The sequence below is a fragment of the Geopseudomonas aromaticivorans genome (assembly GCF_019097855.1).
Lineage (GTDB): Bacteria > Pseudomonadota > Gammaproteobacteria > Pseudomonadales > Pseudomonadaceae > Geopseudomonas > Geopseudomonas aromaticivorans.
In genome coordinates this window covers 197,833-217,637 of the sequence record NZ_JAHRGL010000057.1, presented here as the reverse complement: position 1 = coordinate 217,637, position 19,805 = coordinate 197,833, and the positions used below count along the sequence as shown (strand labels likewise).

Genomic DNA, 19,805 nt, shown 5'->3' with positions numbered 1-19,805 from the left:
CTGCAGCCCGCGGAATGGGCGGTTGCAAAAGTTGGCACGCCACCTGCATTGATCCATTCAGGTCCAACAGACCGACCCACTTTTCAAGGAGAGCCTCCCATGAAAGACCTGCAGAAAAAGGCCCAGAAGGGCTTCACCCTGATCGAACTGATGATCGTGGTTGCCATCATCGGCATCCTGGCTGCCGTGGCCATCCCACAGTTCCAAGACTACCAGGCCAAGGGCTACGACAAGTCGGCCCAGTCCGATGCCCGTAACATCCTGACCGGCGGCATCGCCAACTCCAACTAATTGAAGGGAATTCATGCGATGAAAAAGATTATTGCCGCGACCCTGTTCGCCAGCGCTTTTGTCTCTGCAGTTGCCAATGCTAGCGGCTCCGCCACTACTACCGACGTTCAGCTGGCTGCGGGAACTTACAAAGGGATCGGTAGTGTGACTACCGATATCAACTTGGCTCGCAAGATCAATATCTTGGCCATTGCCAGCCGTGCCGGTTTCGTCAAGAACGATTTCGAGGCCACCCTGTCGGCCAACGTGGTTGCCGGTGTAATTGACAGCGCTGCTACTAATAGCATGGGCGTGGCTGCCGGCTCCAACAAGGGCTATACCGTGTTCACCGGATCTTCCGTCGGTGGCAGCGTTGCCCAGTGTGGTGATCCGCTTCCCAAGACCACCGCGAATCTGGCAGCTGCCGCGATTAAAGCTGGCGTAATTAATTTGGCTGCAGCCAACGGCTGCGGTACTGTTTCTGGTGCTTGATTTACCAAAAAGTTGCTGTCCAGACAGGCCCCCATTTGGGGGCTTGTTTTTTGTGGAGAAAGGCATGTTCGAACTGACCCGCCTGGGGGTGCGCATGGGGCTGCGCGGCCTGGGCTTCCGCATCCTGCTGCTGGTGACCCTGGCACTGCTCGGCGCCGCCTTGCTGGCCGGCAACTTTTCCGGGCGCCAGCAACTGACGGTGACCCTCGACGTGGCCTTCAGTGGAATGCGCATCGTCCTGCTGCTGATGGTGCTGGTCTGGGTCCAGGACCTGCTGGCCCGCGACATCGAGCGCAAGTCGGTGTACTTCATGCTGGCCTACCCGATTTCCCGGCGCCAGTTCCTGCTGTCGCGCTTCTTTGCTGTGGCGCTGCTTGGCGGCGCCAGCCTGCTGTTCATCGGCGCGGTATTCTGGGGGCTGTTGTATTTCTTCGGCTCCGAATACCCGCAGCTGCGCCCGCCGGCGCTGGGCTGGCCCTACTGGCTGGTTCTGTTGGGCATCTGGCTTGACGTGCTGGTAGTGGCGGCCTTCGCCTTGCTGCTGGCGACCCTGTCGACCACGCCGTTCCTGCCGTTCCTGCTCGGCCTGGCCTTCGCGCTGGCGGCGCGCGGCCTGGGGCCGACCATCGATTACCTGCGCGGCGAACGTTCCGACCCGCTGCACCAGAGCCTGTTCGGGCCGTTACTGGAGCATGCCTACGTCTGGCTGCCCGATCTGTCCCGCCTGGACTGGCGCGTGCTGGCGCTCTACGGCCTGCCGGTTGAGCCAGCCGCGATGGGCCTGGCGCTACTCAATGCCTTGGCCTATATCGGCGCCCTGCTGGCGCTGGCCATCGTGATCTTCCAGCGGCGCAACTTCACATGAGAACCCTGCTCGCTCTGACGGTGATGCTGCTGGCCTGGGCGGGTTTCGCCGCGACCGGCCTGCTGCTGCGCGATCATCCCAGGCCGGATGCCGGCGCTGAGCTGCTGCGGGTGCGCCTGCCGATTCCGGTGCAACTGGCCTATTCGGCCGGCGATCCCTTCCTGGCCGCCAACCTCAATGTGTTCCGCAGCCTGATGGTGGAAGCGCGGGTGACCGAGCAGGAAACCTACCGGGTGCAGGGCCAGCTGCAGGCCGATGCGGCCTTCTTCAACCCGCGGCATGAGGACAACTATTACGTCGCTGCGGCCATCCTGCCGTGGAACGGCCAGGTGGCAGCGGCTCAGACCGTATTGCTCAAGGCAGCGCAAAGCCGCGAGTGGGACATGTGGCCAGCGTTCTACTATGCCTTCAACGCCATGTACTTCGAGCACGACATGAACAAGGCTGGCCACTGGGCCGAGGTTGCCGCAGAGCGCCATCCGCGCAACGCCGCGGCCTTGCGCGACATGGCAGCTAAATGGTACGAGCGCGGCGACGATCCGGCGATCGCCCTGAACATCCTGGTTGCCATGTTCGAGCAGAGCAAGGACGAGAACTTCCGCGCCCTGCTGGCTGCGCGCATCGTGCGTCTGCAGGGCTTGCAGAAGTTGCGCGAGGCGGCCGGCGAATATCGCCAGCGCCAGGGCCGGGTGCCGTCGCGGCTGGAAGATCTGATCGGTCATGCCGGGCTTGAGGCATTGCCCGAGGATCCTCTGCAACTGGGCTATCTGTTGTCCGCCGAGGGCCAGCCGCAGCTGGCCGATCACGTGAAGAAGCAGGATTCGCAATGAAACCGATCGAGGTGCAAGGGCTGCACAAGTCCTTCAAGAGCAAGGGCAAGTCCATCAAGGCCCTGGATGATGTGAGTTTTACGGTCGAGGTCGGCCAGTCGGTAGGTTTCATCGGCCAGAACGGTGCCGGCAAGAGCACCAGCATCAAGATCCTGTTCGGCGCCTTGCGCGCCGATGCCGGCCAGGCCCTGCTGATGGGCTGCGCCGCGGAAGATCCGCGCTCGCGGCGGGGCGTCGGCTATGTGCCGGAAAACCCCTACCTGTACGAGCAACTGACCCCGCGCGAAGTGGTCAGCAGCGGCCTGCGCCTGCATGGCATCAAGGGGCCGGAGAACCATCGCCGCACCGAGCACTGGCTGGAGCGCCTGGACATCGCCTATGCGGCAGACAAGCGCATCCGCAATCTGTCCAAGGGCATGACCCAGCGCACCGCGCTGGCCCACGCCTTCGCCATCGAGCCGCAACTGCTGGTGCTGGACGAGCCGATGTCCGGTCTCGACCCCATCGGCCGCCGGCAGGTCGCCGACCTGATGCAGGAATACCGTCAGGGCGGTGGTACGCTGTTCTTCTGCACGCACATCCTGCACGACGTGGAGCGCTTGGCCGACCGTTTCGTGATGATCCACAAGGGCCGCCTCCGCGCCCAGCAGAGCATTGCCGACATGCTGGCCAGCCAGAACACCCTAGTGGTGCGCTACTACGGCGCCACCGGGTTGCCGGGCTTTGCTGAGGATGCTCGGATGATCTGGAAGGGCGCCTGTGAGCGCTCCCAGGTACCGGCGGTGTTGGCGACCATCGCCGCTGCGGGAGGTACCCTGCTCAATGCCCATCCGCAGAATTCCCTGGAGGAGTTGTTCGACAGTATCGCCAGCGAGGCGGTGTGAGTACGGCCAGGTCATTCCGGCTCTGGTCCAGTGATCCGAGGGAGAGATGTTGTGTCGGAACAGGGAGTGGCGGGCAAGGCTCGCGTTTTCGATTTTTCGGGAATTGCCTGGGCAGCCCTGCTGTTCCTGCTGCTTCCGAATGCGCTCTTCAGCATGCTGGCGTTCTTTGCCGGCGTGGGCCGCCCTTATGTCAATCTCGACTATTGCTTGCCGATTTTCCTGATGCTGGCCGGGCTCAGGAGGATCGGCGTCCTGGGTTTTCTGCTGCTCATGGTGGTCGATCTGCTGTTGATCTCCGGACAGATTTTTCCCGTGGTCCGGCTGGGCGACATACTCTACTTGAGCAAGTTTTTCCTGCTGTCTTCCGGTAATTATCAGGCGATTGCGCTGCTCGTCGTGCTGCTCGTCCTGTTGAAGTGCCTGGCGCTCTACAGATTCGGCGACAAGGTCAATGAACGATTCGCGGCCATGATCTTTGGGGCGATGGTGTTGCTCTACCTGATGGATGTACGAGCTGGGCCTTCTGATCAGCCGCACGATATCTGGAAGTTCTCCAGCGATTATCCTGTTGCCAGCCAGTTGCAGAACTTTCTGGACTATCGCAGCAGCAAGTTTCTCGAGAATGTCCAGCAGGATGGCGAACCTTTCACGTCAATCCCCGCGGATGCTAGCGCCGTATCTTCCTGGAGTGCCTTGCAGGGGGAGCAGGGTCCTGCCGATCGGTTGCTCCTGGTCGTTGTCGAGTCCTGGGGAGTGCCGCGCCAGCCGGAGATCCAGACGGCCTTGCTCAAGCCCTTGCGGGCGCTGGCTGGCGCCCGTTTCGGGCAGGGGGTATTGCCCTTCGATGGCGTCACCGTCGGCGGCGAGTTGCGCGAGCTTTGCCAGCTTGCACCGAATCACTTCAACCTAGCTCCCGTGCTGCATGGATTCGAGAACTGCCTGCCCAACCGGTTGAAGGCCCAGGATTATAGAACCTTAGCGATGCATGGGGCGGTGAGCCTGATGTACGATCGGCGCGACTGGTATCCGCGGGCAGGGTTCGAGGACAGCATCTTTTACGAAAGTCGGAACTGGCCTACTCGTTGCCATTCCTTCCCGGGCGCCTGCGACCTCGACATGATGGCAGAGGTTGCCGATTACTTTTCCGCAGATGGTAAGCGCTTCCTGTACTGGCTCACCCTGAATTCGCACTCCATGTATGACGCAAGGGATATCCGGGTTGATGCCTTCGATTGTGCGGAATTTTCCATTGCCGCCGATTCGCGGGCTTGCCGCCATCTCAAGTTGCAGGCGCAGTTCTTTGATGGGCTGGGGCGTTTGCTACGTGATGACTCGATGCGTGGCGTGCATGTCCTGCTGGTTGGTGATCACCGGCCGCTTATGATCGAAAGCCAGAATCATAAGGCCATGTTTGAATATGGACAGGTTCCGTGGCTCGCTGTCGTCGTCGATTGATGGATTGATGGCGTAGGGTTACTGGTCGGGCCGTTGGCAAGAGTGCCAGGTTTGCCAGCATTGAAGGCGTGACAGGAAGGAACGATAGCTATGCCCTATTGCGCGGCACTCGACGGCCTGCGGGCCGTCGCCATCCTGCTGGTGCTGTTGTTCCATGCGCAGGTGCCTATTTTCCCGGGGGCCAATGTCGGGGTGGACGTGTTCTTCGTCCTCAGCGGCTATCTGATTACCCGTATCTTGCTGGCTGAGCACCAAACCGGCGGGGCTCTTGATCTGCGACGTTTCTATCGCCAGCGGTTGCTGCGTCTGACTCCACCGTTATTGATTTTGCTGCTTCTCTATGCGGTTTTCGCACCGCTGCTGTGGCCGGACTACTACTTCCATGTTCGCGATTGGGTCACGGTACTGATTTACCAGGCCGATCTGGCACTGGTATTCGGCATGGGGCCGGAAAAGATGATTCATGCTTGGTCGCTGGGCATCGAGGAGCGCTTCTATCTACTCTGGCCGTTGGCTTTGCTCGGCTTGCTGGCGCTAAGGAGCCAGTGTGCGGCGTTGACGGTGTTGCTTGCCGGCGCCTTGCTGGTTGGGCTGTGGCGGTTAGCTGCCCTGCAACTGTGGAGCATGGATAGCAGCGAAGCTTACTACCGCTTCGACATGCGCATCAGCGGCCTGTTGCTCGGTGCCGGGCTGGGCATCTGGATCGGTCGTGGCCTGCCGGTGTCGGAGCGGTTGCTGCGACGCCGCTGGTTGGTGCTGGCTTGGCTGGCACTGGTTGCAGTTGTACTGTATCCGACCAATGATAAGGGCCGGTTGAGTTTCGGTCTGCCGCCGGTCGAGGCGGCCGTGCTGTTCACGCTGCTCTGGCTGCACTGCCGTCCGCAGGGATTGCTTGGCAGGACGCTCGCCTGGCGGCCCCTGGTGTATGTCGGCCAGCTGTCCTATGGCCTTTATCTGTTCCATTACCCGGCCATGGAGTACCTGAAGCTTCAGCAGCCGTGGTGGGTGGTCCTGCTGGGGGGGACGGGCGCGACGTTCATTCTTGCGGTATTCAGTCATCACTTGATCGAGCGGCCGATCCGCCGCTGGCGCAAGGCCGGGGGGAGGATTTGGGTTTCGGCAGCCGCTTAGTGCCAAGCCCGACTGCTGCGAGCTTGCCATGCCGTTTCCGCCTGTGGCCTGATTCTCTCATCCAAATTTCCGGGGGAGTCACCACTATGAAACCGCACTGGGCCGAGCGCTTGCGCCACGCCATGCACCACCAGGCCGATGCCTTGGGCAACCTACTGGTGGAGGGCTTCCACTATCTGGCGCTGTTCGCTATCGGCGGGGCGGTGGCCTGGGCGGCGGGGCATACCTTTCTCGGCATGTTCGAGCGCGGCCAGGCGACCATCGACGATATCCTGCTGCTGTTCATCTACCTCGAGCTGGGTGCGATGGTCGGTATCTACTTCAAGACCAACCACATGCCGGTGCGCTTCCTGATCTACGTGGCGATCACCGCGCTGACCCGGTTGCTGATCGGCGATATCCAGCACAACCACAAGCCGAACATGGGCATCGTCATGGTCTGCGGGGCGATCCTGTTGCTGGCGATTGCCACCCTGGTGGTGCGCTACGCCTCGACCAAGTTCCCCTCGCCGCCAGCGAATGTGCCGGGGCGCAGCAAGGTGGGCGATTCGGCGAGCTTGGGCGATCAGTCCTGAGTGGCAGCCGGCGAGTGATTCACTCGCCAAATCGCCCACGCAGCTGCTCGGCACGAAACTCCAGCGAGCTGGCGCGATAGCCCGGGCGCAGCGGCGGCAGCGGCAGGCACTCCTGCCAGCCGCTGCCGGGCAGGAGTGCCTGCGGGACGCGGTAGTGCGGGCTGTCGTAGTGCAGGGCAGCGAGGTTGATGCTGTCGCCAGGCTGGTAGGCGCCCACCTGCCAGCGCAGCTCGTGCAGCACGGCATCGCTGCCGTTGCGCAGCCTCGCGCGCAGCGGTAGGTCGGCGGGGCAGCTGGCGTCCAGCGCCAAGCTCAGTTCGAGATGTTCGAGGCGGCGCTGCTCGCGGCTGTCCTGCCAGAGCACAGCGAGCGCCAGCAGAGCGAGGCCGACTAGAGCAGCCAGCGAGATCGCCAGCGCACGGCTCGGGTAGCGGACCAGCAGAACCAGCCAGGTGAAGGTGAGCAGGGCGCCGATCAGCATGGGGGCTCCTCGTGCCAGTGTCAGTCTTCGGCACCGTCGCGCAGGAACACCAGTTTGTCCGGGCTCGACTGGGCTTGGGCGTAAGAGTAGCCGGCCAGATCGAAGTCCTTGAGCGCCTCGGGATCGCGCAGGCGGTTCTGGATTACGTAGCGGGCCATCAGGCCGCGGGCCTTCTTTGCGTAGAAGCTGATGATCTTGTACTGGCCGTTCTTCAGGTCCTTGAACTCAGTGTCGATGATCCGTGCCTTGAGCGCCTTGCGCTTGACCGCGCCGAAGTACTCGGTAGAGGCGAGGTTTAGCAGGATGTCGTCGCCCTGCTCGGCCAGGGCCTGGTTCAGCCAGCCGCTGATGCGTTCGCCCCAGAAGGCGTAGAGGTCCTTGCCGCGGGCGTTGGCCAGCTTGGTGCCCATTTCCAGGCGGTAGGGCTGCATCAGGTCGAGCGGGCGCAGCACGCCGTACAGGCCGGAGAGAATGCGCAGGTGCTGTTGGGCGAAGTCGAAGTCGTCTTCACCGAAGCTTTCGGCATCCAGCCCGGTGTAGACGTCGCCCTTGAAGGCGAGCAGGGCCTGCTTGGCGTTCTCCGGAGTGAATTCCGGCGACCACTGCGCAAAGCGCGCGGCATTGAGGCCGGCGAGCTTGTCGGAGAGGCTCATCAGCTCGGCGATCTGCGCCGGGGTCAGTTCGCGCAGCTGGGCGATCAGTTCGACGGAGTGTGCGAGGTGCTCGGGCAGGGTGTGCCGTGTGGTCACCGGCGCGGTGGTGTAGTCGAGCGTCTTGGCGGGGGAAATCACCATCAGCATTGCGGGTCTCCTCTGGCTGTCGCGCGATTCTAGCAGTAGGCTCAAGGTGCATGGCCGTTCAGGCACTGCACTCAGAGGGCAGGCGGGCGACTAGACTCAAATCGGCAACACTTCACGAGGGGGGAGCAGCAGTTCGGTGGTGGTAACTTGGTTGTAATCGTTGGGACGCTATGTGGGGGACAGGTCGCCGCGAGTTGTTGCAGCACAACGGGACGGCGGCCCCTGATGGCGGAGCGCCTGCGGGCATTCCGTCGCATGACCGACAGGATTGAGGTGACCGACCATGGATAAACGCGCCAGCAAGACCACGCATCCCCGGCTGTATGTGCTCGATACCAATGTCCTGATTCACGATCCGAATGCCCTGCTGAACTTCCAGGAGCATCACGTGGCCATCCCGATGACCGTGCTCGAGGAGCTCGATCATCTGAAGACCGGCAAGCACAGCGTGGCGGCCGAGTGTCGCCAGGCCATCCGCCTGATCGATCAGCTGCTCGGCGAGGCTTCGCCCGAGCAGGTCGAGCAGGGCGTGCCGATCCAGCGTGGCAAGAGTGCGCCGCGCGGCAGTCTGTCGATCCTCATGAGCCGGCTGGATACCGCTCTCAGTGGCCTGCCGGAGCACCTCAACGACAACAAGATCATCAACCAGCTGGTGGAGCTGCAGGGCCGGCGCCCGGACGTGGGCGTGGTGCTGGTCAGCAAGGACATCAACATGCGCCTGAAGGCGCGCGCCTGCGGCGTGGCGGCCGAGGACTACCACACCGACCAGCTGGTGGATGACGTGGCGCTGCTGCCACACGGCTATCACGAGGTCAGCGGCTCGTTCTGGCAGAAGGTCGGCAAGGTCGAGACCTACCAGGAGATCGGTCGTACCCTGCACCGCGTGCAGCTCAACGGCAGCCTGCCGAACGTGCACGTCAACGAGTTCATCCTCGACGAGCAGGGCTTCGTCGGCTGGGTCAAGGAGGTCGACAAGCGCCAGCTGCTGCTGCTCGACCTGCATCAGGAGCCGCTGCTGCACCAGGAAGCCTGGGGCCTCAAACCGCGCGACATCTACCAGGCGCTGGCGCTGTATGCGCTGCTCGATCCGGACATCCATCTGGTCAACCTGACCGGGGCGGCCGGTTCGGGCAAGACCATCCTGGCGCTGGCCGCGGCCATCGAGCAGACCATGGTCAGCAAGCGCTACCGGCGCATCATCGTCACCCGCAGCGTGCAGGGGCTGGACGAGGACATCGGCTTCCTGCCCGGCACCGAGACGGAGAAGATGGAGCCGTGGCTCGGCGCCATCACCGACAACCTGGAGGCGCTGCACATGGACGACGAGAGCGCCCATGGCAGCGTCGACTACATCCTGCAGCGGGTGCCGCTGCAGTTCAAATCGCTCAACTACATCCGCGGGCGCAGCTTCCAGCAGAGCCTGATCCTCATCGACGAGTGCCAGAACCTCACACCGCACCAGATGAAGACCATCATCACCCGCGCGGGCAACGGTTCCAAGGTGATCTGCCTGGGCAACCTGGCGCAGATCGATACGCCCTACCTGTCGGCCCCCAGCTCCGGGCTGACCTACCTGACCGAGCGCTTCAAGGACTTCCCGCAGGGGGTGCACATCACCCTGCAGGGCGTGCCGCGCTCGGTGCTGGCGGAGTATGCGGAGGCGCATCTGTAGCGCTGAGGGTGCGTAGGGTCGAAAACGCGCACAGCGATTTTCGACCAACTCCCTGCGCGGTGGCTGGATGGTAGGCAATCGCTGGTGCGAGTTGCCTACCCCACGCGCCGCCGCAACTGCACCGTAGGGTAGAAAACTCGTGCAGCGATTTTCTACCGATGCTTGTGCGTGGTCAGGGCAATTGCAGCTCGATAACGCCGTCGGCGTTGACCGCCAGTTCGCTGTTGCCGCCCTCGATCTGCGGCACTGGCGCGCGCTCCATGCTCATGTCCTTCATCGCCATGGTCGCGCGCATCAGCGGTGGTCGCGGTGCGCCGCTGGCGTTGAGGTCGAGGCGCACCAGCTTGTAGCTGTTGGCGCCCATGGCCTGGCTGACCAGTTGGGCGCGGGCCTTGAAGGCGGCCACGGCCTCCTTGATCAGTTGGTCCTCGTGCTGTTTGCGGCTGTCGCTGGACAGGCTGAAGTGCATGTCGGCCATTTGCAGCTCGTCGAGCAGTGCGCTGCTGAGCTGGGCCAGGGCGGCGAAGTCTGCGCTTTCCAGGCGTAGCTCAGCGCGTTCGCGCCAGGCGACGACCTTGCGCCCCTGGTCGTCGTAGACCGGGAAGCTCTGGCGGCTGCCGAGGCTGACCATGACTGGCTTGACCGTGCGGGCGCGAGCCATGGCGCGGTTGAGGGTGTCGGTGATCTGCATCGCCAGCTTCGCCGGGTCGCTGTGCTGTGCCTCGCGGTAGAGGATGACGTGCATGCGGTCGTGGGCCACCTCGCGGTTGACCTCGGCGCGCAGGCTGATCTGGTTGTAACGGGGTGGCTCATCGGCCAGGGCCGGAAGGATGCACAGGCTGGCGCCCAAGGCGAGCAGGGCGGAGACGCGGGGCAGGGTGGGCATGGGGGACTCCTGTCGGGGGCTGAGGCATTGCCGACAAGGATAGCCGGCCATGCAGCGGTGGACCGGAGTCGGCGGCCTGGGTTCCGTGGCGCAGGGCAGCGCGCGTATTTGCCGCAGCATCCACCCCCGGGCACTGGTTATACTTTTCCCCGGTCCTCGGAATCACTTATGCAAGCACCCGTCCAGTTACTCTCCGCCAGCCTGCAGAACCTCGGCCGGCTGGTCCTTATCCGTCTGCTCGTGCTGGCTGCCCAGGCCGGTTCGGTGGGCTTCGCCTGGTGGTCCGACCGCCTGCCTCTGCCGTGGACCGAGCTGGGCATCACCCTCGGCGTCTCCGGGCTGCTCAGCATCTTCACGGCGTTGCGCCTGCGCGCCTCCTGGCCGGTCACCGAGCTGGAGTATGCGGTGCAGCTGGGCTGCGACCTGGTCATCCACAGCGTGCTGCTGTACTACACCGGCGGCTCGAGCAATCCCTTCGTCTCCTACTATCTGGTGCCGCTGACCATCGCCGCAGCGACCCTGCCCTGGCTGCATACCCTGACCCTGGCGGGGCTGGCGCTGGCCAGCTACACCCTGCTGCTGGTCTGGTCGCATCCGCTGGATCTGCCGGCCGGGCCGCAGGAAAGCCTGCTGGTCTATGGCATGTGGCTGAGCTTTGCCCTGGCGGCGGCGCTGGTGACTTTCTTCGTCGCCAAGATGGCCGAGGAGCTGCGTCGCCAGGAGCAGTTGCGCGCCCAGCGCCGCGAGGAGGGCATGCGCGATCAGCAGCTGCTGGCCGTGGCCACCCAGGCCGCCGGCGCGGCCCATGAGCTGGGTACGCCGCTGTCGACCATGAGCGTGCTGCTCAAGGAGCTGCGCCAGGAAAACCGCGACCAGCCGGCGCTGCAGGAGGACCTGGCCCTGCTGCAGGAGCAGGTCAAGCTGTGCAAGGAGACGCTGCAGCAGCTGGTGCGCGCGGCCGAGGCCGAGCGCCGCCAGTCGGTCAGCGAACAGACCGCCCGCGAATGGCTGGAGGCGGTGCTGCAGCGCTGGCACCTGATGCGTCCGGAGGCGACCTATCGCTACCAGTGCGTGGGGGTCGGCACGCCGCCGCGGCTGATGCCGCCGACCGACCTCAGCCAGGCGCTGCTCAACCTGCTGAACAATGCCGCGGATGCCTGTCCGGACCAGCTCGACATCCGCCTGGACTGGGATGCGCGGGAGATCTGCCTGAGCATTCGCGACCATGGCGTCGGCGTACCGCTGGCGATCGCCGAGCAGCTCGGCAAGCCGTTCTTCACCACCAAGGGCAAGGGCTTCGGTCTCGGCCTGTTCCTCAGCCAAGCCAGCGTGACCCGCGTCGGTGGTACAGTGAAGCTCTACAACCACGAAGAGGGCGGCACGCTGACCGAGTTGCGACTGCCGCGCAATTACGGCGTCGCCTGAACGCCGATCCTGCCCTGCGAGGAATGAAATGAGCGAAGAAGCCCTGTTCGATACGGAAGAACAGCCGCATCTGCTGCTGGTGGACGACGACGAGACCTTCACCCGCGTGCTGGCGCGCGCCATGAGCCGGCGCGGCCTGCGCGTGTCGGTGGCCAACTCGGCGGAAGAGGGGTTGCTGCTGGCCGAACGCGACATCCCCGACTATGCAGTGCTGGACCTGAAGATGGACGGCGACTCCGGCCTGGTCCTGCTGCCCAAGCTGCTGGAGCTGGACGCCGAGATGCGCGTGGTGATCCTCACCGGCTACTCGAGCATCGCCACCGCCGTGGAGGCGATCAAGCGCGGTGCCTGCAACTACCTGTGCAAGCCGGCGGACGCCGACGACGTGCTGGCGGCGCTGCTCTCCGAGCATGCCGACCTCGACAGCCTGGTGCCGGACAATCCGATGTCGGTGGATCGCCTGCAGTGGGAGCACATCCAGCGCGTGCTGACCGAGCACGACGGCAACATCTCCGCCACCGCCCGCGCCCTGGGCATGCACCGGCGCACCCTGCAGCGCAAACTGCAGAAGCGCCCGGTGCGGCGCTGAGCCAGATGCGCTGATGGGGGGCGGTGGCGGACGGCACCCAGCCGCCGCGCCCAGCCTGCGGGTGATGCCTTGGCGCCGTGCCGGCTCGCCAGTGCACGGCCTCCTGCCGGCGCGGCGCTCTAGCCGCTAGCCGCTAGCCGAAGCGGCGCCCTGCTGGCGCTGGCCAAGCAAATCGTCCGGCAGTGCCTGTTAAGATGGCGTCCTCTCGCGCCATCCGGATGCCCCCATGCTTGCCCAGTTCCACGCAACCCTCGGCGTCACCGCGCCGGTGTTCGCCATGCTGTTTCTCGGTGTGCTGCTCAAGCGCCTTGGCTGGATCGACGACGCCTTCATCAATACCGCCTCGGCGCTGGTGTTCAAAGCCACCATGCCGACCCTGCTGTTTCTCGGCATCCTCCGCGCCGACCTGTCCACGGCCCTGCAGCCCGTATTGCTCGGCTATTTCGTCCTGGCGACCTTGGGCAGTTTCCTGCTGGTCTGGGGCTGGGCGGTGTGGCGCGTGCCGTATGCCGAACGCGGGGTGTTCACTCAGGGGGGCTTTCGCGGCAACTGCGGGATCGTCGGCCTGGCCCTGGCCGCCAGCCTCTACGGCGATTACGGCCTGTCGCTCGGCAGCGTGCTGGCCGGGGTGGTGATCCTCTCCTACAACGTGCTGTCGGTGATCGTGCTGGCGCTCTACAGTCCGGGCGTCAAGTCCGACCCCTGGAGTTTGCTTAAGGGCGTGTTGAGCAATCCGCTGATCATCAGCGTGCTGGCGGCGCTGCCGCTGGCCGGGTTCGAGATAGCCCTGCCGCACTGGCTGCTGACCTCCGGCGGCTACTTCGCGCAGATGACCCTGCCGCTGGCACTGATCTGCATCGGCGGCACCCTGTCGTTGGCCTCGATTCGCGAGGGCAGCGCGCTGGCGCTGGGCTCCAGCCTGTTCAAGCTGGTCTGGCTGCCGCTGCTGTGTACCCTCGGCGCCTGGCTGTGCGGCTTCAGCGGACGCGAGCTGGGCATCCTGTTCCTCTACTTCGCCAGCCCGACAGCCGCGGCGAGCTTCGTCATGGCCCGTGCGGTGGGCGCTAATCACCAGCTGGCGGCGTCGATCATCGTGCTGACCACGCTGGGCGCGGTGTTGAGCATCAACCTCGGCCTGTTCGTATTGGCCGCGCTGGGCTGGATCTGAGGACGATGGTGCCGCTGGGGTGCGCATGACGCACCCGGCAGGGAGGGCGCTGGCTAGCGCTGCTGTTGCCATGCCCTCCCGCCGATCACCAGCAGGGTGACGAGCGTCAGCGGCAAGACGAACCAGGCCATCGCTTGGCTGAACATCGCCAGGCCCGGCGCATCGGTGCTGTGCATCACCAGCCAGGCGGTGTAGATCAGGTAGTAGGCGAAGAACAGCGCGCCTTCCCAGCGGCGGATGCAGTAGCCGGCGAAGAACACCGGCAGGCAGGCCATGGCCACGGCGATCATCACCGGGTAGTCGAAGGCGATGGCGTTGGCCGACACGCCGAGCGGCGTCGGCGACACCAGCGAGGCCAGGCCGAGCACGGCCAGCAGGTTGAAGATGTTGCTGCCAACCACGTTGCCCACGGCGATGTCGCGTTCGCCCTTGAGGGCAGCGATCACCGAGGTGGCCACCTCCGGCAGCGAGGTGCCGGCGGCGATGATGGTCAGGCCGATCACCAGTTCCGACAGGCCCAGCGCCTTGGCCAGGCTCACCGCGCCGTCCACCAGCAGCCCGGAGCCGTACACCAGCAGGGCCAGGCCGACGGCGATGAACGCCAAGTGCCTGAGGCTGGCGAAGCGCCCGGCCGGCGCCTGGAGGCCGTATTCATCCTCGAACTCCTCGCTGGCGCCGTGGTTGCGCGCGCGCAGGCTGCCGACGATCAGGAAGCCGGTGTAGGCCAGCACGCCGCCGAACAGCAGCACGCCATCGAGACGTCCATAGTGCTGGTCCATGGCCAGGAACCAGGCCAGCAGGCTGGCGCCGATCATGATCGGCACGTCGAAGCGGATCAGCTGGCGCGATACCAGCATCGGCGTGATCAGCGCCGACAGGCCGAGGATGAACAGTACGTTGAAGATGTTGCTGCCGACCACGTTGCCGACGGCGATGTCGCCCTGGCCGGCGAAGGCCGACTGCACGCTGACTGCCATTTCCGGGGCGCTGGTGCCGAAGGCGACCACGGTCAGGCCGATGATCAGCGGAGGAATGCCGAACTGGGCGGCCAGGCGCGCGGCGCCGCGTACCAGTACTTCGGCGCCGGCGACCAGCAGGATCAGGCCGGCGAGCAGCTGGACGAAGGTCATCAGGGTCATGGCGGGGATGCTCTGGACAAGTTTTGCGCCAGCTTAGCGTTTTGCCACCGCGCTGCCAGCCCCGGGTCAGCGCCGATTGTTACCGCGTGCTGCGTTGCCGGTTCAGTCGGGCAGGCGCTCCAGGCGTACCTGCGTCACGCCGCTGCCCAGCATGCCCAGGCGTTCGGCCGCCTTGCGCGAGACATCGATGATCCGCCCGTGGGCGTAGGGGCCGCGGTCGTTGATGCGCACCACCACGCTGCGCTGGTTGTTCAGATTGGTGACCTTGACCTGGCTGCCGAACGGCAGGCTGCGATGGGCAGCGGTCAGTGCGTGCATGTTGAAGCGTTCGCCGCTGGCGGTGCGCCGGCCATGGTGGCGGCTGCTGTAGTACGAGGCCTGCCCTTCGGCGCGGTAGTCGCCGGGGGCGGGGGCCTGGTCGCGGCTGGCACAGCCGGCCAGCAGGACGAGGAGGAGGGTGGGCAGTGCTCGGCGCATGTGTCGGGGCTCCGGAAAATCCGCCGCCGGGTGAATCCGGCGGCGGGGGAGTTTCGGGGTGGAGCGGACATCCGTGCCGCGACATCGTACCTGTCGGCAGCTCCGGCCCGGCCATGCCTGGCCGGGCGCTTGCGAGGGCAACCCGGAGGTTGCCCGTTGGCTCAGCCTTCGAGCTTCTTCTTCAGCAGCTCGTTGACCTGGCCGGGGTTGGCCTTGCCCTTCGAGGCCTTCATCGCCTGGCCGACGAAGAAGCCGAACATCTTGGCGCGCTTGGCTTCGTCGCTGGCGCGGTACTGCTCGACCTGACCGGCGTTGGCGGCCAGCACCTCATCCAGCATGGCCTCGATGGCGCCCGAGTCGGTAACCTGCTTGAGGCCCTTCTTCTCGATCACCTCGTCGGCACTGGCGCCTTCGCCGGCGGCCAGCGCCTCGAACACCATCTTGGCGATCTTGCCGCTGATGGTGTTGTCCTTGATGCGCAGGATCATCCCGCCCAACTGGGCGGCGGAGACCGGCGACTGCTCGATTTCCAGGTTGTCCTTGTTGAGCAGGCTGGACAGCTCGCCCATCACCCAGTTGGCCGCCAGCTTGGCGTCGCCGCAGACCTGCTGGACCTGCTCGAAGTAGTCGGCCAGCTCGCGGCTGGCCGACAGCACGCTGGCGTCGTAGGCGGACAGGCCATGTTCGCTCTCGAAGCGCGCGCGTTTCTCGTTGGGCAGTTCCGGCAGGCTGGCACGCACGGCCTCGATGAAGTCGTCCTCCAGCACCACCGGCAGCAGGTCGGGGCAGGGGAAGTAGCGATAGTCGTTGGCTTCTTCCTTGCTGCGCATCGAGCGCGTTTCGTCCTTGTTCGGGTCGTACAGGCGGGTTTCCTGCACCACCTTGCCGCCATCCTCGATCAGCTCGATCTGCCGCTGCACCTCGTGGTTGATCGCCTTCTCGATGAAGCGGAACGAGTTGACGTTCTTGATCTCGGCGCGGGTACCGAACTCGGTCTGGCCCTTGGGGCGCACCGACACGTTGCAGTCGCAGCGCAGCGAGCCCTCAGCCATGTTGCCGTCACAGATGCCCAGATAACGCACCAGCGCATGGATGGCCTTGACGTAGGCGACCGCCTCCTTGGCCGAGCGGATGTCCGGCTCGGAAACGATCTCCAGCAGCGGGGTGCCGGCGCGGTTGAGGTCGATGCCGCTCATGCCGTGAAAGTCTTCGTGCAGGCTCTTGCCGGCGTCCTCTTCCAGGTGCGCGCGGGTGATGCCGATGCGCTTGACCGTGCCGTCTTCCAGGGTGATGTCGAGGAAGCCCTTGCCGACCACCGGGTGGTCCATCTGGCTGGTCTGGTAGCCCTTGGGCAGGTCGGGGTAGAAGTAGTTCTTGCGCGCGAACACGTTGGTGCGGCCCAGCTCGGCGTCGATCGCCAGGCCGAACTTCACCGCCATGCGCACCGCCTCTTCATTGAGCACCGGCAGGGTGCCGGGCATGCCGAGGTCGACCAGGCTGGCCTGGGTGTTCGGCTCGGCGCCGAAGGTAGTGGCGCTGCCGGAGAAGATCTTCGATTGGGTGCTGAGCTGGGCGTGGATTTCCAGCCCGATCACGGTTTCCCATTGCATGTGTGTCGTCCTCAGAATCCGGCCGGGGTGCGGGTGTGCCAGTCGCTCACCTGCTGGTACTGGTGTGCCACGTTGAGTAGGCGCGCTTCCTGGAAGTACGGCGCCAGCAGCTGCACGCCCACCGGCAGGCCGTCGACGAAGCCGGCCGGCATGGACAGGCCGGGGATGCCGGCGAGGTTGGCGGTGATGGTGTAGATGTCTTCCAGGTAGGCGGAGACCGGATCGCCGCTCTTTTCGCCGAGCTTCCACGCCGGGTTGGGCGTGGTCGGGCCGAGGATCACGTCGACCTCGTTGAACGCGGCGACGAAGTCGTTCTTGATCAGCCGGCGGATCTTCTGCGCCTTCAGGTAGTAGGCGTCGTAGTAGCCGGCGGACAGTGCATAGGTGCCGACCATGATGCGGCGCTTCACTTCCGCGCCGAAGCCCTCGCCGCGCGAGCGCTTGTACAGGTCCTCGAGGTTGACCGGGTTCTCGCAGCGATAGCCGAAGCGCACGCCGTCGAAGCGCGACAGGTTGGAGCTGGCCTCGGCCGGGGCGATCACGTAGTAGGCCGGGATGGCGTGCTGTATGTTCGGCAGGCTGATCTCTTTCACCGTGGCGCCGAGCTTCTTCAGCTCCTCGACCACCGCCAGCACCTTCTCGGCGATGCGGGCGTCGAGGCCGGCGCCGAAATATTCCCTGGGCAGGCCGATGCGCAGGCCGGCCAGCGGCTGGCTCAGCGCCGCCAGATAGTCGTCCAGCGGGGCGTCGACGCAGGTGGAGTCCTTGGCGTCGAAACCGGCCATGGCGCCGAGCAGCAGGGCGCAGTCCTCGGCGGTGCGCGCCAGCGGCCCGCCCTGGTCGAGGCTGGAGGCGTAGGCGATCATGCCCCATCGCGATACGCGACCGTAGGTGGGCTTGAGGCCGGTGAGGTTGGTCAGCGCCGCCGGCTGGCGGATCGAGCCGCCGGTGTCGGTGCCGGTGGCGGCCGGGATCAGCCCGGCCGCCACGGCGGCGGCGGAACCGCCGGAGGAACCGCCCGGTACGCGGGACAGGTCCCAGGGGTTCTTCACCGCGCCGAAGTGGCTGGACTCGTTGGCCGAGCCCATGGCGAACTCGTCCATGTTCAGCTTGCCGAGGCTGACCGCGCCGGCGCTCGCCAGCTTGGCGACCACGGTGGCGTCGTAGGGCGCCTTGAAGTTGTGCAGGATCTTCGAGGCGCAGGTGGTCAGCACATCCTTCGTGCAGAACAGGTCCTTGTGCGCGATCGGCGCGCCGAGCAGGGCGCCGTTCTCGCCGCTTGCGCGGCGGGCATCGGCGGCCGCCGCCTGGGCGCGGGCCGGCTCGGCGGTGACGGTGATGAAGCTGTTCAGTTGCGGGTCGAGCTGGGCGATGCGCGCCAGCAGGGTGTCGGTCAGCTCCGTGGAGGAGAAGTCCTTGGCGGCCAGGCCGCGGGCGATTTGCGCCAGAGTCAGTCGATGCATCACTCGATCACCTTGGGAACCAGATACAGGCCGTTTTCCACAGCCGGGGCGATGGCCTGGTAGGCGTCGCGCTGATTGGTTTCGCTCACCACGTCGGCGCGCAGGCGCTGGGTGGCTTCCAGGGGATGGGCCAGCGGCTCGATGCCGTCGGTATCGACCGCCTGCATCTGGTCGATCAGGCCAAGAATATTGTTGAGGGTCTCGGTGGTACGCGGAATTTCCGCCTCGTCCAGACCCAGGCGGGCCAGGTGGGCGATCTTTTCCACGTCGGAGCGTTCGAGCGCCATCGGGTGTCTCCAGCGGAAAAAGCGACGAATGACCGGCAGGTGATGGCAGGGGAACGAAGGCCGCCAGACGGCGGTCAAAGGCCGCGATGAAGGGCCTTTGCGGCCCGGAAAAGCGACCAATCTAACATATGTGCGCCTTGCCCAAAATCCCTGCCGTTGTTAGAGTTCGCCGCACTTTTAGCCACGCGTTCCCCTAGGGTTTTCTATCCCATGTTGAAAAAACTGCGCGGCATGTTTTCCAGCGATCTGTCGATCGACCTGGGTACTGCCAACACCCTTATTTATGTGCGTGAGCGCGGGATTGTGCTGAACGAGCCCTCCGTCGTCGCGATTCGCACCAGCGCCAACAACCAGAAAAGCGTGGTCGCCGTCGGTACCGAAGCCAAGCGCATGCTGGGACGTACCCCGGGCAACATTTCTGCGATCCGCCCGATGAAGGACGGCGTGATCGCCGACTTCAGCGTCTGCGAGAAGATGCTGCAGTACTTCATCAACAAGGTGCACGAGAGCAGCTTCCTGCAGCCCAGCCCGCGTGTGCTGATCTGCGTGCCGTGCAAGTCGACCCAGGTCGAGCGTCGCGCCATTCGCGAGTCGGCCCTCGGCGCCGGCGCCCGCGAGGTGTTCCTGATCGAGGAGCCGATGGCGGCGGCCATCGGTGCCGGCCTGCCGGTGGAAGAGGCGCGCGGTTCGATGGTGGTCGACATCGGCGGCGGCACCACCGAGATCGCCCTGATCTCCCTCAACGGCGTGGTCTATGCCGAGTCGGTGCGCGTCGGTGGCGACCGCTTCGACGAGGCCATCGTTACCTACGTGCGCCGCAACTACGGCAGCCTGATCGGTGAAGCCACTGCCGAACGGGTGAAGCAGGAAATCGGTTCGGCCTTCCCGGGCAGCGAAGTACGCGAGATCGACGTGCGCGGCCGCAACCTGGCCGAAGGCGTGCCGCGCAGCTTCACCCTCAATTCCAACGAGGTGCTGGAAGCGCTGCAGGAGTCGCTGGCCACCATCGTCCAGGCGGTGAAGAGCGCGCTGGAGCAGTCGCCGCCGGAGCTGGCCTCGGACATCGCCGAGCGCGGCCTGGTGCTGACCGGCGGCGGTGCGCTGCTGCGCGATCTGGACAAGCTGCTGGCCCAGGAAACCGGCCTGCCGGTGATCGTCGCCGAGGATCCGCTGACCTGCGTCGCCCGTGGCGGCGGTCGCGCCCTGGAAATGATCGATCGTCACGCCATGGACCTGCTCTCCACCGAATAAGGCTGGAGCGGCACCTGACTCGGGGTGAGCCATCAAACCGCTTTTTGCCAAGGGA

General features: G+C 65.1%; 21 protein-coding genes. 13 read left to right on the top strand and 8 right to left on the bottom strand.

Annotated elements, in window-relative coordinates:
• Positions 1–99: 99 nt before the first annotated feature.
• From KRX52_RS21020 to KRX52_RS16995, 8 genes are all read left to right on the top strand, one after another.
• Positions 100–291 carry a type IV pilin protein gene (locus KRX52_RS21020; protein WP_217682923.1) on the top strand — a complete coding sequence of 64 codons (192 nt, stop codon included), beginning with the start codon at positions 100–102 and terminating at the stop codon, positions 289–291.
• 18 nt (positions 292–309) lie between these two features.
• On the top strand, positions 310–762 hold the full coding sequence (locus KRX52_RS17025; RefSeq protein WP_217682922.1) for a hypothetical protein: 453 nt from the start codon (positions 310–312) through the stop codon (positions 760–762).
• 64 nt (positions 763–826) lie between these two features.
• Positions 827–1,627 (top strand): ABC-2 transporter permease, encoded by an 801-nt coding sequence (locus tag KRX52_RS17020; protein WP_217682921.1) that lies wholly within the window; start codon positions 827–829, stop codon positions 1,625–1,627.
• Positions 1,624–2,457 (top strand): hypothetical protein, encoded by an 834-nt coding sequence (locus tag KRX52_RS17015; RefSeq protein ID WP_217682920.1) that lies wholly within the window; start codon positions 1,624–1,626, stop codon positions 2,455–2,457. The genes KRX52_RS17020 and KRX52_RS17015 overlap by 4 nt, the downstream gene beginning before the upstream one ends.
• Positions 2,454–3,341: an ABC transporter ATP-binding protein gene (locus KRX52_RS17010; protein WP_217682919.1), complete on the top strand. Its 888-nt coding sequence runs from the start codon at positions 2,454–2,456 to the stop codon at positions 3,339–3,341. Before KRX52_RS17015 ends, KRX52_RS17010 begins: the two co-directional genes overlap by 4 nt.
• A gap of 51 nt (positions 3,342–3,392) precedes the next feature.
• On the top strand, positions 3,393–4,796 hold the full coding sequence (locus KRX52_RS17005; RefSeq protein ID WP_217682918.1) for a sulfatase-like hydrolase/transferase: 1,404 nt from the start codon (positions 3,393–3,395) through the stop codon (positions 4,794–4,796).
• A gap of 90 nt (positions 4,797–4,886) precedes the next feature.
• Positions 4,887–5,927, top strand: a complete 1,041-nt coding sequence (locus KRX52_RS17000) for an acyltransferase family protein (protein ID WP_217682917.1) — start codon at positions 4,887–4,889, stop codon at positions 5,925–5,927.
• Positions 5,928–6,013: 86 nt separating this feature from the next.
• Positions 6,014–6,502 carry a phosphate-starvation-inducible protein PsiE gene (locus tag KRX52_RS16995; RefSeq protein ID WP_217682916.1) on the top strand — a complete coding sequence of 163 codons (489 nt, stop codon included), beginning with the start codon at positions 6,014–6,016 and terminating at the stop codon, positions 6,500–6,502.
• Between the two features lie 19 nt (positions 6,503–6,521).
• Here KRX52_RS16995 and KRX52_RS16990 read toward each other — a convergent pair whose 3' ends face one another.
• Together KRX52_RS16990 and yaaA are read right to left on the bottom strand one after the other, a co-directional pair.
• Positions 6,522–6,983: a multidrug transporter gene (locus KRX52_RS16990; protein ID WP_217682915.1), complete on the bottom strand. Its 462-nt coding sequence runs from the start codon at positions 6,981–6,983 to the stop codon at positions 6,522–6,524.
• A gap of 20 nt (positions 6,984–7,003) precedes the next feature.
• Positions 7,004–7,783 (bottom strand): peroxide stress protein YaaA, encoded by a 780-nt coding sequence (gene yaaA, locus KRX52_RS16985; RefSeq protein ID WP_217682914.1) that lies wholly within the window; start codon positions 7,781–7,783, stop codon positions 7,004–7,006.
• Between the two features lie 283 nt (positions 7,784–8,066).
• On the opposite strand from yaaA, the gene KRX52_RS16980 reads away from it, so the two are divergent.
• Positions 8,067–9,455 carry a PhoH family protein gene (locus KRX52_RS16980; RefSeq protein WP_217682913.1) on the top strand — a complete coding sequence of 463 codons (1,389 nt, stop codon included), beginning with the start codon at positions 8,067–8,069 and terminating at the stop codon, positions 9,453–9,455.
• Between the two features lie 172 nt (positions 9,456–9,627).
• On the opposite strand, the gene KRX52_RS16975 is transcribed toward KRX52_RS16980, so the two are convergent.
• Entirely contained in the window at positions 9,628–10,341 is a 714-nt protein-coding gene (locus KRX52_RS16975) for an SIMPL domain-containing protein (RefSeq protein ID WP_217682912.1), read from the bottom strand.
• A 168-nt stretch (positions 10,342–10,509) separates the two neighbouring features.
• Between KRX52_RS16975 and KRX52_RS16970 the strand changes: the two genes are divergently transcribed.
• From KRX52_RS16970 to KRX52_RS16960, 3 genes are all read left to right on the top strand, one after another.
• Positions 10,510–11,766 carry an ATP-binding protein gene (locus KRX52_RS16970; protein WP_217682911.1) on the top strand — a complete coding sequence of 419 codons (1,257 nt, stop codon included), beginning with the start codon at positions 10,510–10,512 and terminating at the stop codon, positions 11,764–11,766.
• Positions 11,767–11,794: 28 nt separating this feature from the next.
• Positions 11,795–12,355 carry a response regulator transcription factor gene (locus KRX52_RS16965; protein WP_217682910.1) on the top strand — a complete coding sequence of 187 codons (561 nt, stop codon included), beginning with the start codon at positions 11,795–11,797 and terminating at the stop codon, positions 12,353–12,355.
• 226 nt (positions 12,356–12,581) lie between these two features.
• Entirely contained in the window at positions 12,582–13,523 is a 942-nt protein-coding gene (locus KRX52_RS16960; RefSeq protein WP_217682909.1) for an AEC family transporter, read from the top strand.
• Positions 13,524–13,576: 53 nt separating this feature from the next.
• Here the strand turns inward: KRX52_RS16960 and KRX52_RS16955 are convergent, their stop codons facing one another.
• The 5 genes from KRX52_RS16955 to gatC form a co-directional block, all read right to left on the bottom strand.
• Positions 13,577–14,662 carry a calcium/sodium antiporter gene (locus KRX52_RS16955; protein WP_217682908.1) on the bottom strand — a complete coding sequence of 362 codons (1,086 nt, stop codon included), beginning with the start codon at positions 14,660–14,662 and terminating at the stop codon, positions 13,577–13,579.
• A gap of 102 nt (positions 14,663–14,764) precedes the next feature.
• Positions 14,765–15,139: a septal ring lytic transglycosylase RlpA family protein gene (locus KRX52_RS16950; RefSeq protein ID WP_217682907.1), complete on the bottom strand. Its 375-nt coding sequence runs from the start codon at positions 15,137–15,139 to the stop codon at positions 14,765–14,767.
• Between the two features lie 161 nt (positions 15,140–15,300).
• The gene (gatB, locus tag KRX52_RS16945; RefSeq protein WP_217682906.1) at positions 15,301–16,749 is read right to left on the bottom strand and encodes an Asp-tRNA(Asn)/Glu-tRNA(Gln) amidotransferase subunit GatB; all 1,449 of its coding nucleotides are present in this window, start codon (positions 16,747–16,749) and stop codon (positions 15,301–15,303) included.
• An 11-nt stretch (positions 16,750–16,760) separates the two neighbouring features.
• Positions 16,761–18,215 carry an Asp-tRNA(Asn)/Glu-tRNA(Gln) amidotransferase subunit GatA gene (gene gatA, locus KRX52_RS16940; protein WP_217682905.1) on the bottom strand — a complete coding sequence of 485 codons (1,455 nt, stop codon included), beginning with the start codon at positions 18,213–18,215 and terminating at the stop codon, positions 16,761–16,763.
• Positions 18,212–18,499, bottom strand: coding sequence for an Asp-tRNA(Asn)/Glu-tRNA(Gln) amidotransferase subunit GatC (gene gatC / locus KRX52_RS16935; RefSeq protein ID WP_217682904.1), 288 nt, complete (start codon positions 18,497–18,499; stop codon positions 18,212–18,214). Before gatC ends, gatA begins: the two co-directional genes overlap by 4 nt.
• A gap of 210 nt (positions 18,500–18,709) precedes the next feature.
• On the opposite strand from gatC, the gene mreB reads away from it, so the two are divergent.
• Positions 18,710–19,750, top strand: a complete 1,041-nt coding sequence (gene mreB, locus KRX52_RS16930; RefSeq protein ID WP_217682903.1) for a rod shape-determining protein MreB — start codon at positions 18,710–18,712, stop codon at positions 19,748–19,750.
• Positions 19,751–19,805 lie beyond the last annotated feature (55 nt).

What these genes read in the sequence shown, in the direction of transcription:
- KRX52_RS16995 (WP_217682916.1), top strand. Translation starts at nt 6,014, where the DNA reads ATGAAACCGCACTGGGCCGAGCGCTTGCGCCACGCCATGCACCACCAG.
- KRX52_RS17000 (WP_217682917.1), top strand. Translation starts at nt 4,887, where the DNA reads ATGCCCTATTGCGCGGCACTCGACGGCCTGCGGGCCGTCGCCATCCTG.
- KRX52_RS16950 (WP_217682907.1), bottom strand. Translation starts at nt 15,139, where the DNA reads ATGCGCCGAGCACTGCCCACCCTCCTCCTCGTCCTGCTGGCCGGCTGT.
- KRX52_RS16990 (WP_217682915.1), bottom strand. Translation starts at nt 6,983, where the DNA reads ATGCTGATCGGCGCCCTGCTCACCTTCACCTGGCTGGTTCTGCTGGTC.
- KRX52_RS16970 (WP_217682911.1), top strand. Translation starts at nt 10,510, where the DNA reads ATGCAAGCACCCGTCCAGTTACTCTCCGCCAGCCTGCAGAACCTCGGC.
- KRX52_RS16960 (WP_217682909.1), top strand. Translation starts at nt 12,582, where the DNA reads ATGCTTGCCCAGTTCCACGCAACCCTCGGCGTCACCGCGCCGGTGTTC.
- KRX52_RS16955 (WP_217682908.1), bottom strand. Translation starts at nt 14,662, where the DNA reads ATGACCCTGATGACCTTCGTCCAGCTGCTCGCCGGCCTGATCCTGCTG.
- KRX52_RS17020 (WP_217682921.1), top strand. Translation starts at nt 827, where the DNA reads ATGTTCGAACTGACCCGCCTGGGGGTGCGCATGGGGCTGCGCGGCCTG.
- mreB (WP_217682903.1), top strand. Translation starts at nt 18,710, where the DNA reads ATGTTGAAAAAACTGCGCGGCATGTTTTCCAGCGATCTGTCGATCGAC.
- KRX52_RS16975 (WP_217682912.1), bottom strand. Translation starts at nt 10,341, where the DNA reads ATGCCCACCCTGCCCCGCGTCTCCGCCCTGCTCGCCTTGGGCGCCAGC.
- KRX52_RS17010 (WP_217682919.1), top strand. Translation starts at nt 2,454, where the DNA reads ATGAAACCGATCGAGGTGCAAGGGCTGCACAAGTCCTTCAAGAGCAAG.
- yaaA (WP_217682914.1), bottom strand. Translation starts at nt 7,783, where the DNA reads ATGCTGATGGTGATTTCCCCCGCCAAGACGCTCGACTACACCACCGCG.
- gatC (WP_217682904.1), bottom strand. Translation starts at nt 18,499, where the DNA reads ATGGCGCTCGAACGCTCCGACGTGGAAAAGATCGCCCACCTGGCCCGC.
- KRX52_RS21020 (WP_217682923.1), top strand. Translation starts at nt 100, where the DNA reads ATGAAAGACCTGCAGAAAAAGGCCCAGAAGGGCTTCACCCTGATCGAA.
- KRX52_RS17025 (WP_217682922.1), top strand. Translation starts at nt 310, where the DNA reads ATGAAAAAGATTATTGCCGCGACCCTGTTCGCCAGCGCTTTTGTCTCT.
- KRX52_RS16980 (WP_217682913.1), top strand. Translation starts at nt 8,067, where the DNA reads ATGGATAAACGCGCCAGCAAGACCACGCATCCCCGGCTGTATGTGCTC.
- KRX52_RS16965 (WP_217682910.1), top strand. Translation starts at nt 11,795, where the DNA reads ATGAGCGAAGAAGCCCTGTTCGATACGGAAGAACAGCCGCATCTGCTG.
- KRX52_RS17015 (WP_217682920.1), top strand. Translation starts at nt 1,624, where the DNA reads ATGAGAACCCTGCTCGCTCTGACGGTGATGCTGCTGGCCTGGGCGGGT.
- gatB (WP_217682906.1), bottom strand. Translation starts at nt 16,749, where the DNA reads ATGCAATGGGAAACCGTGATCGGGCTGGAAATCCACGCCCAGCTCAGC.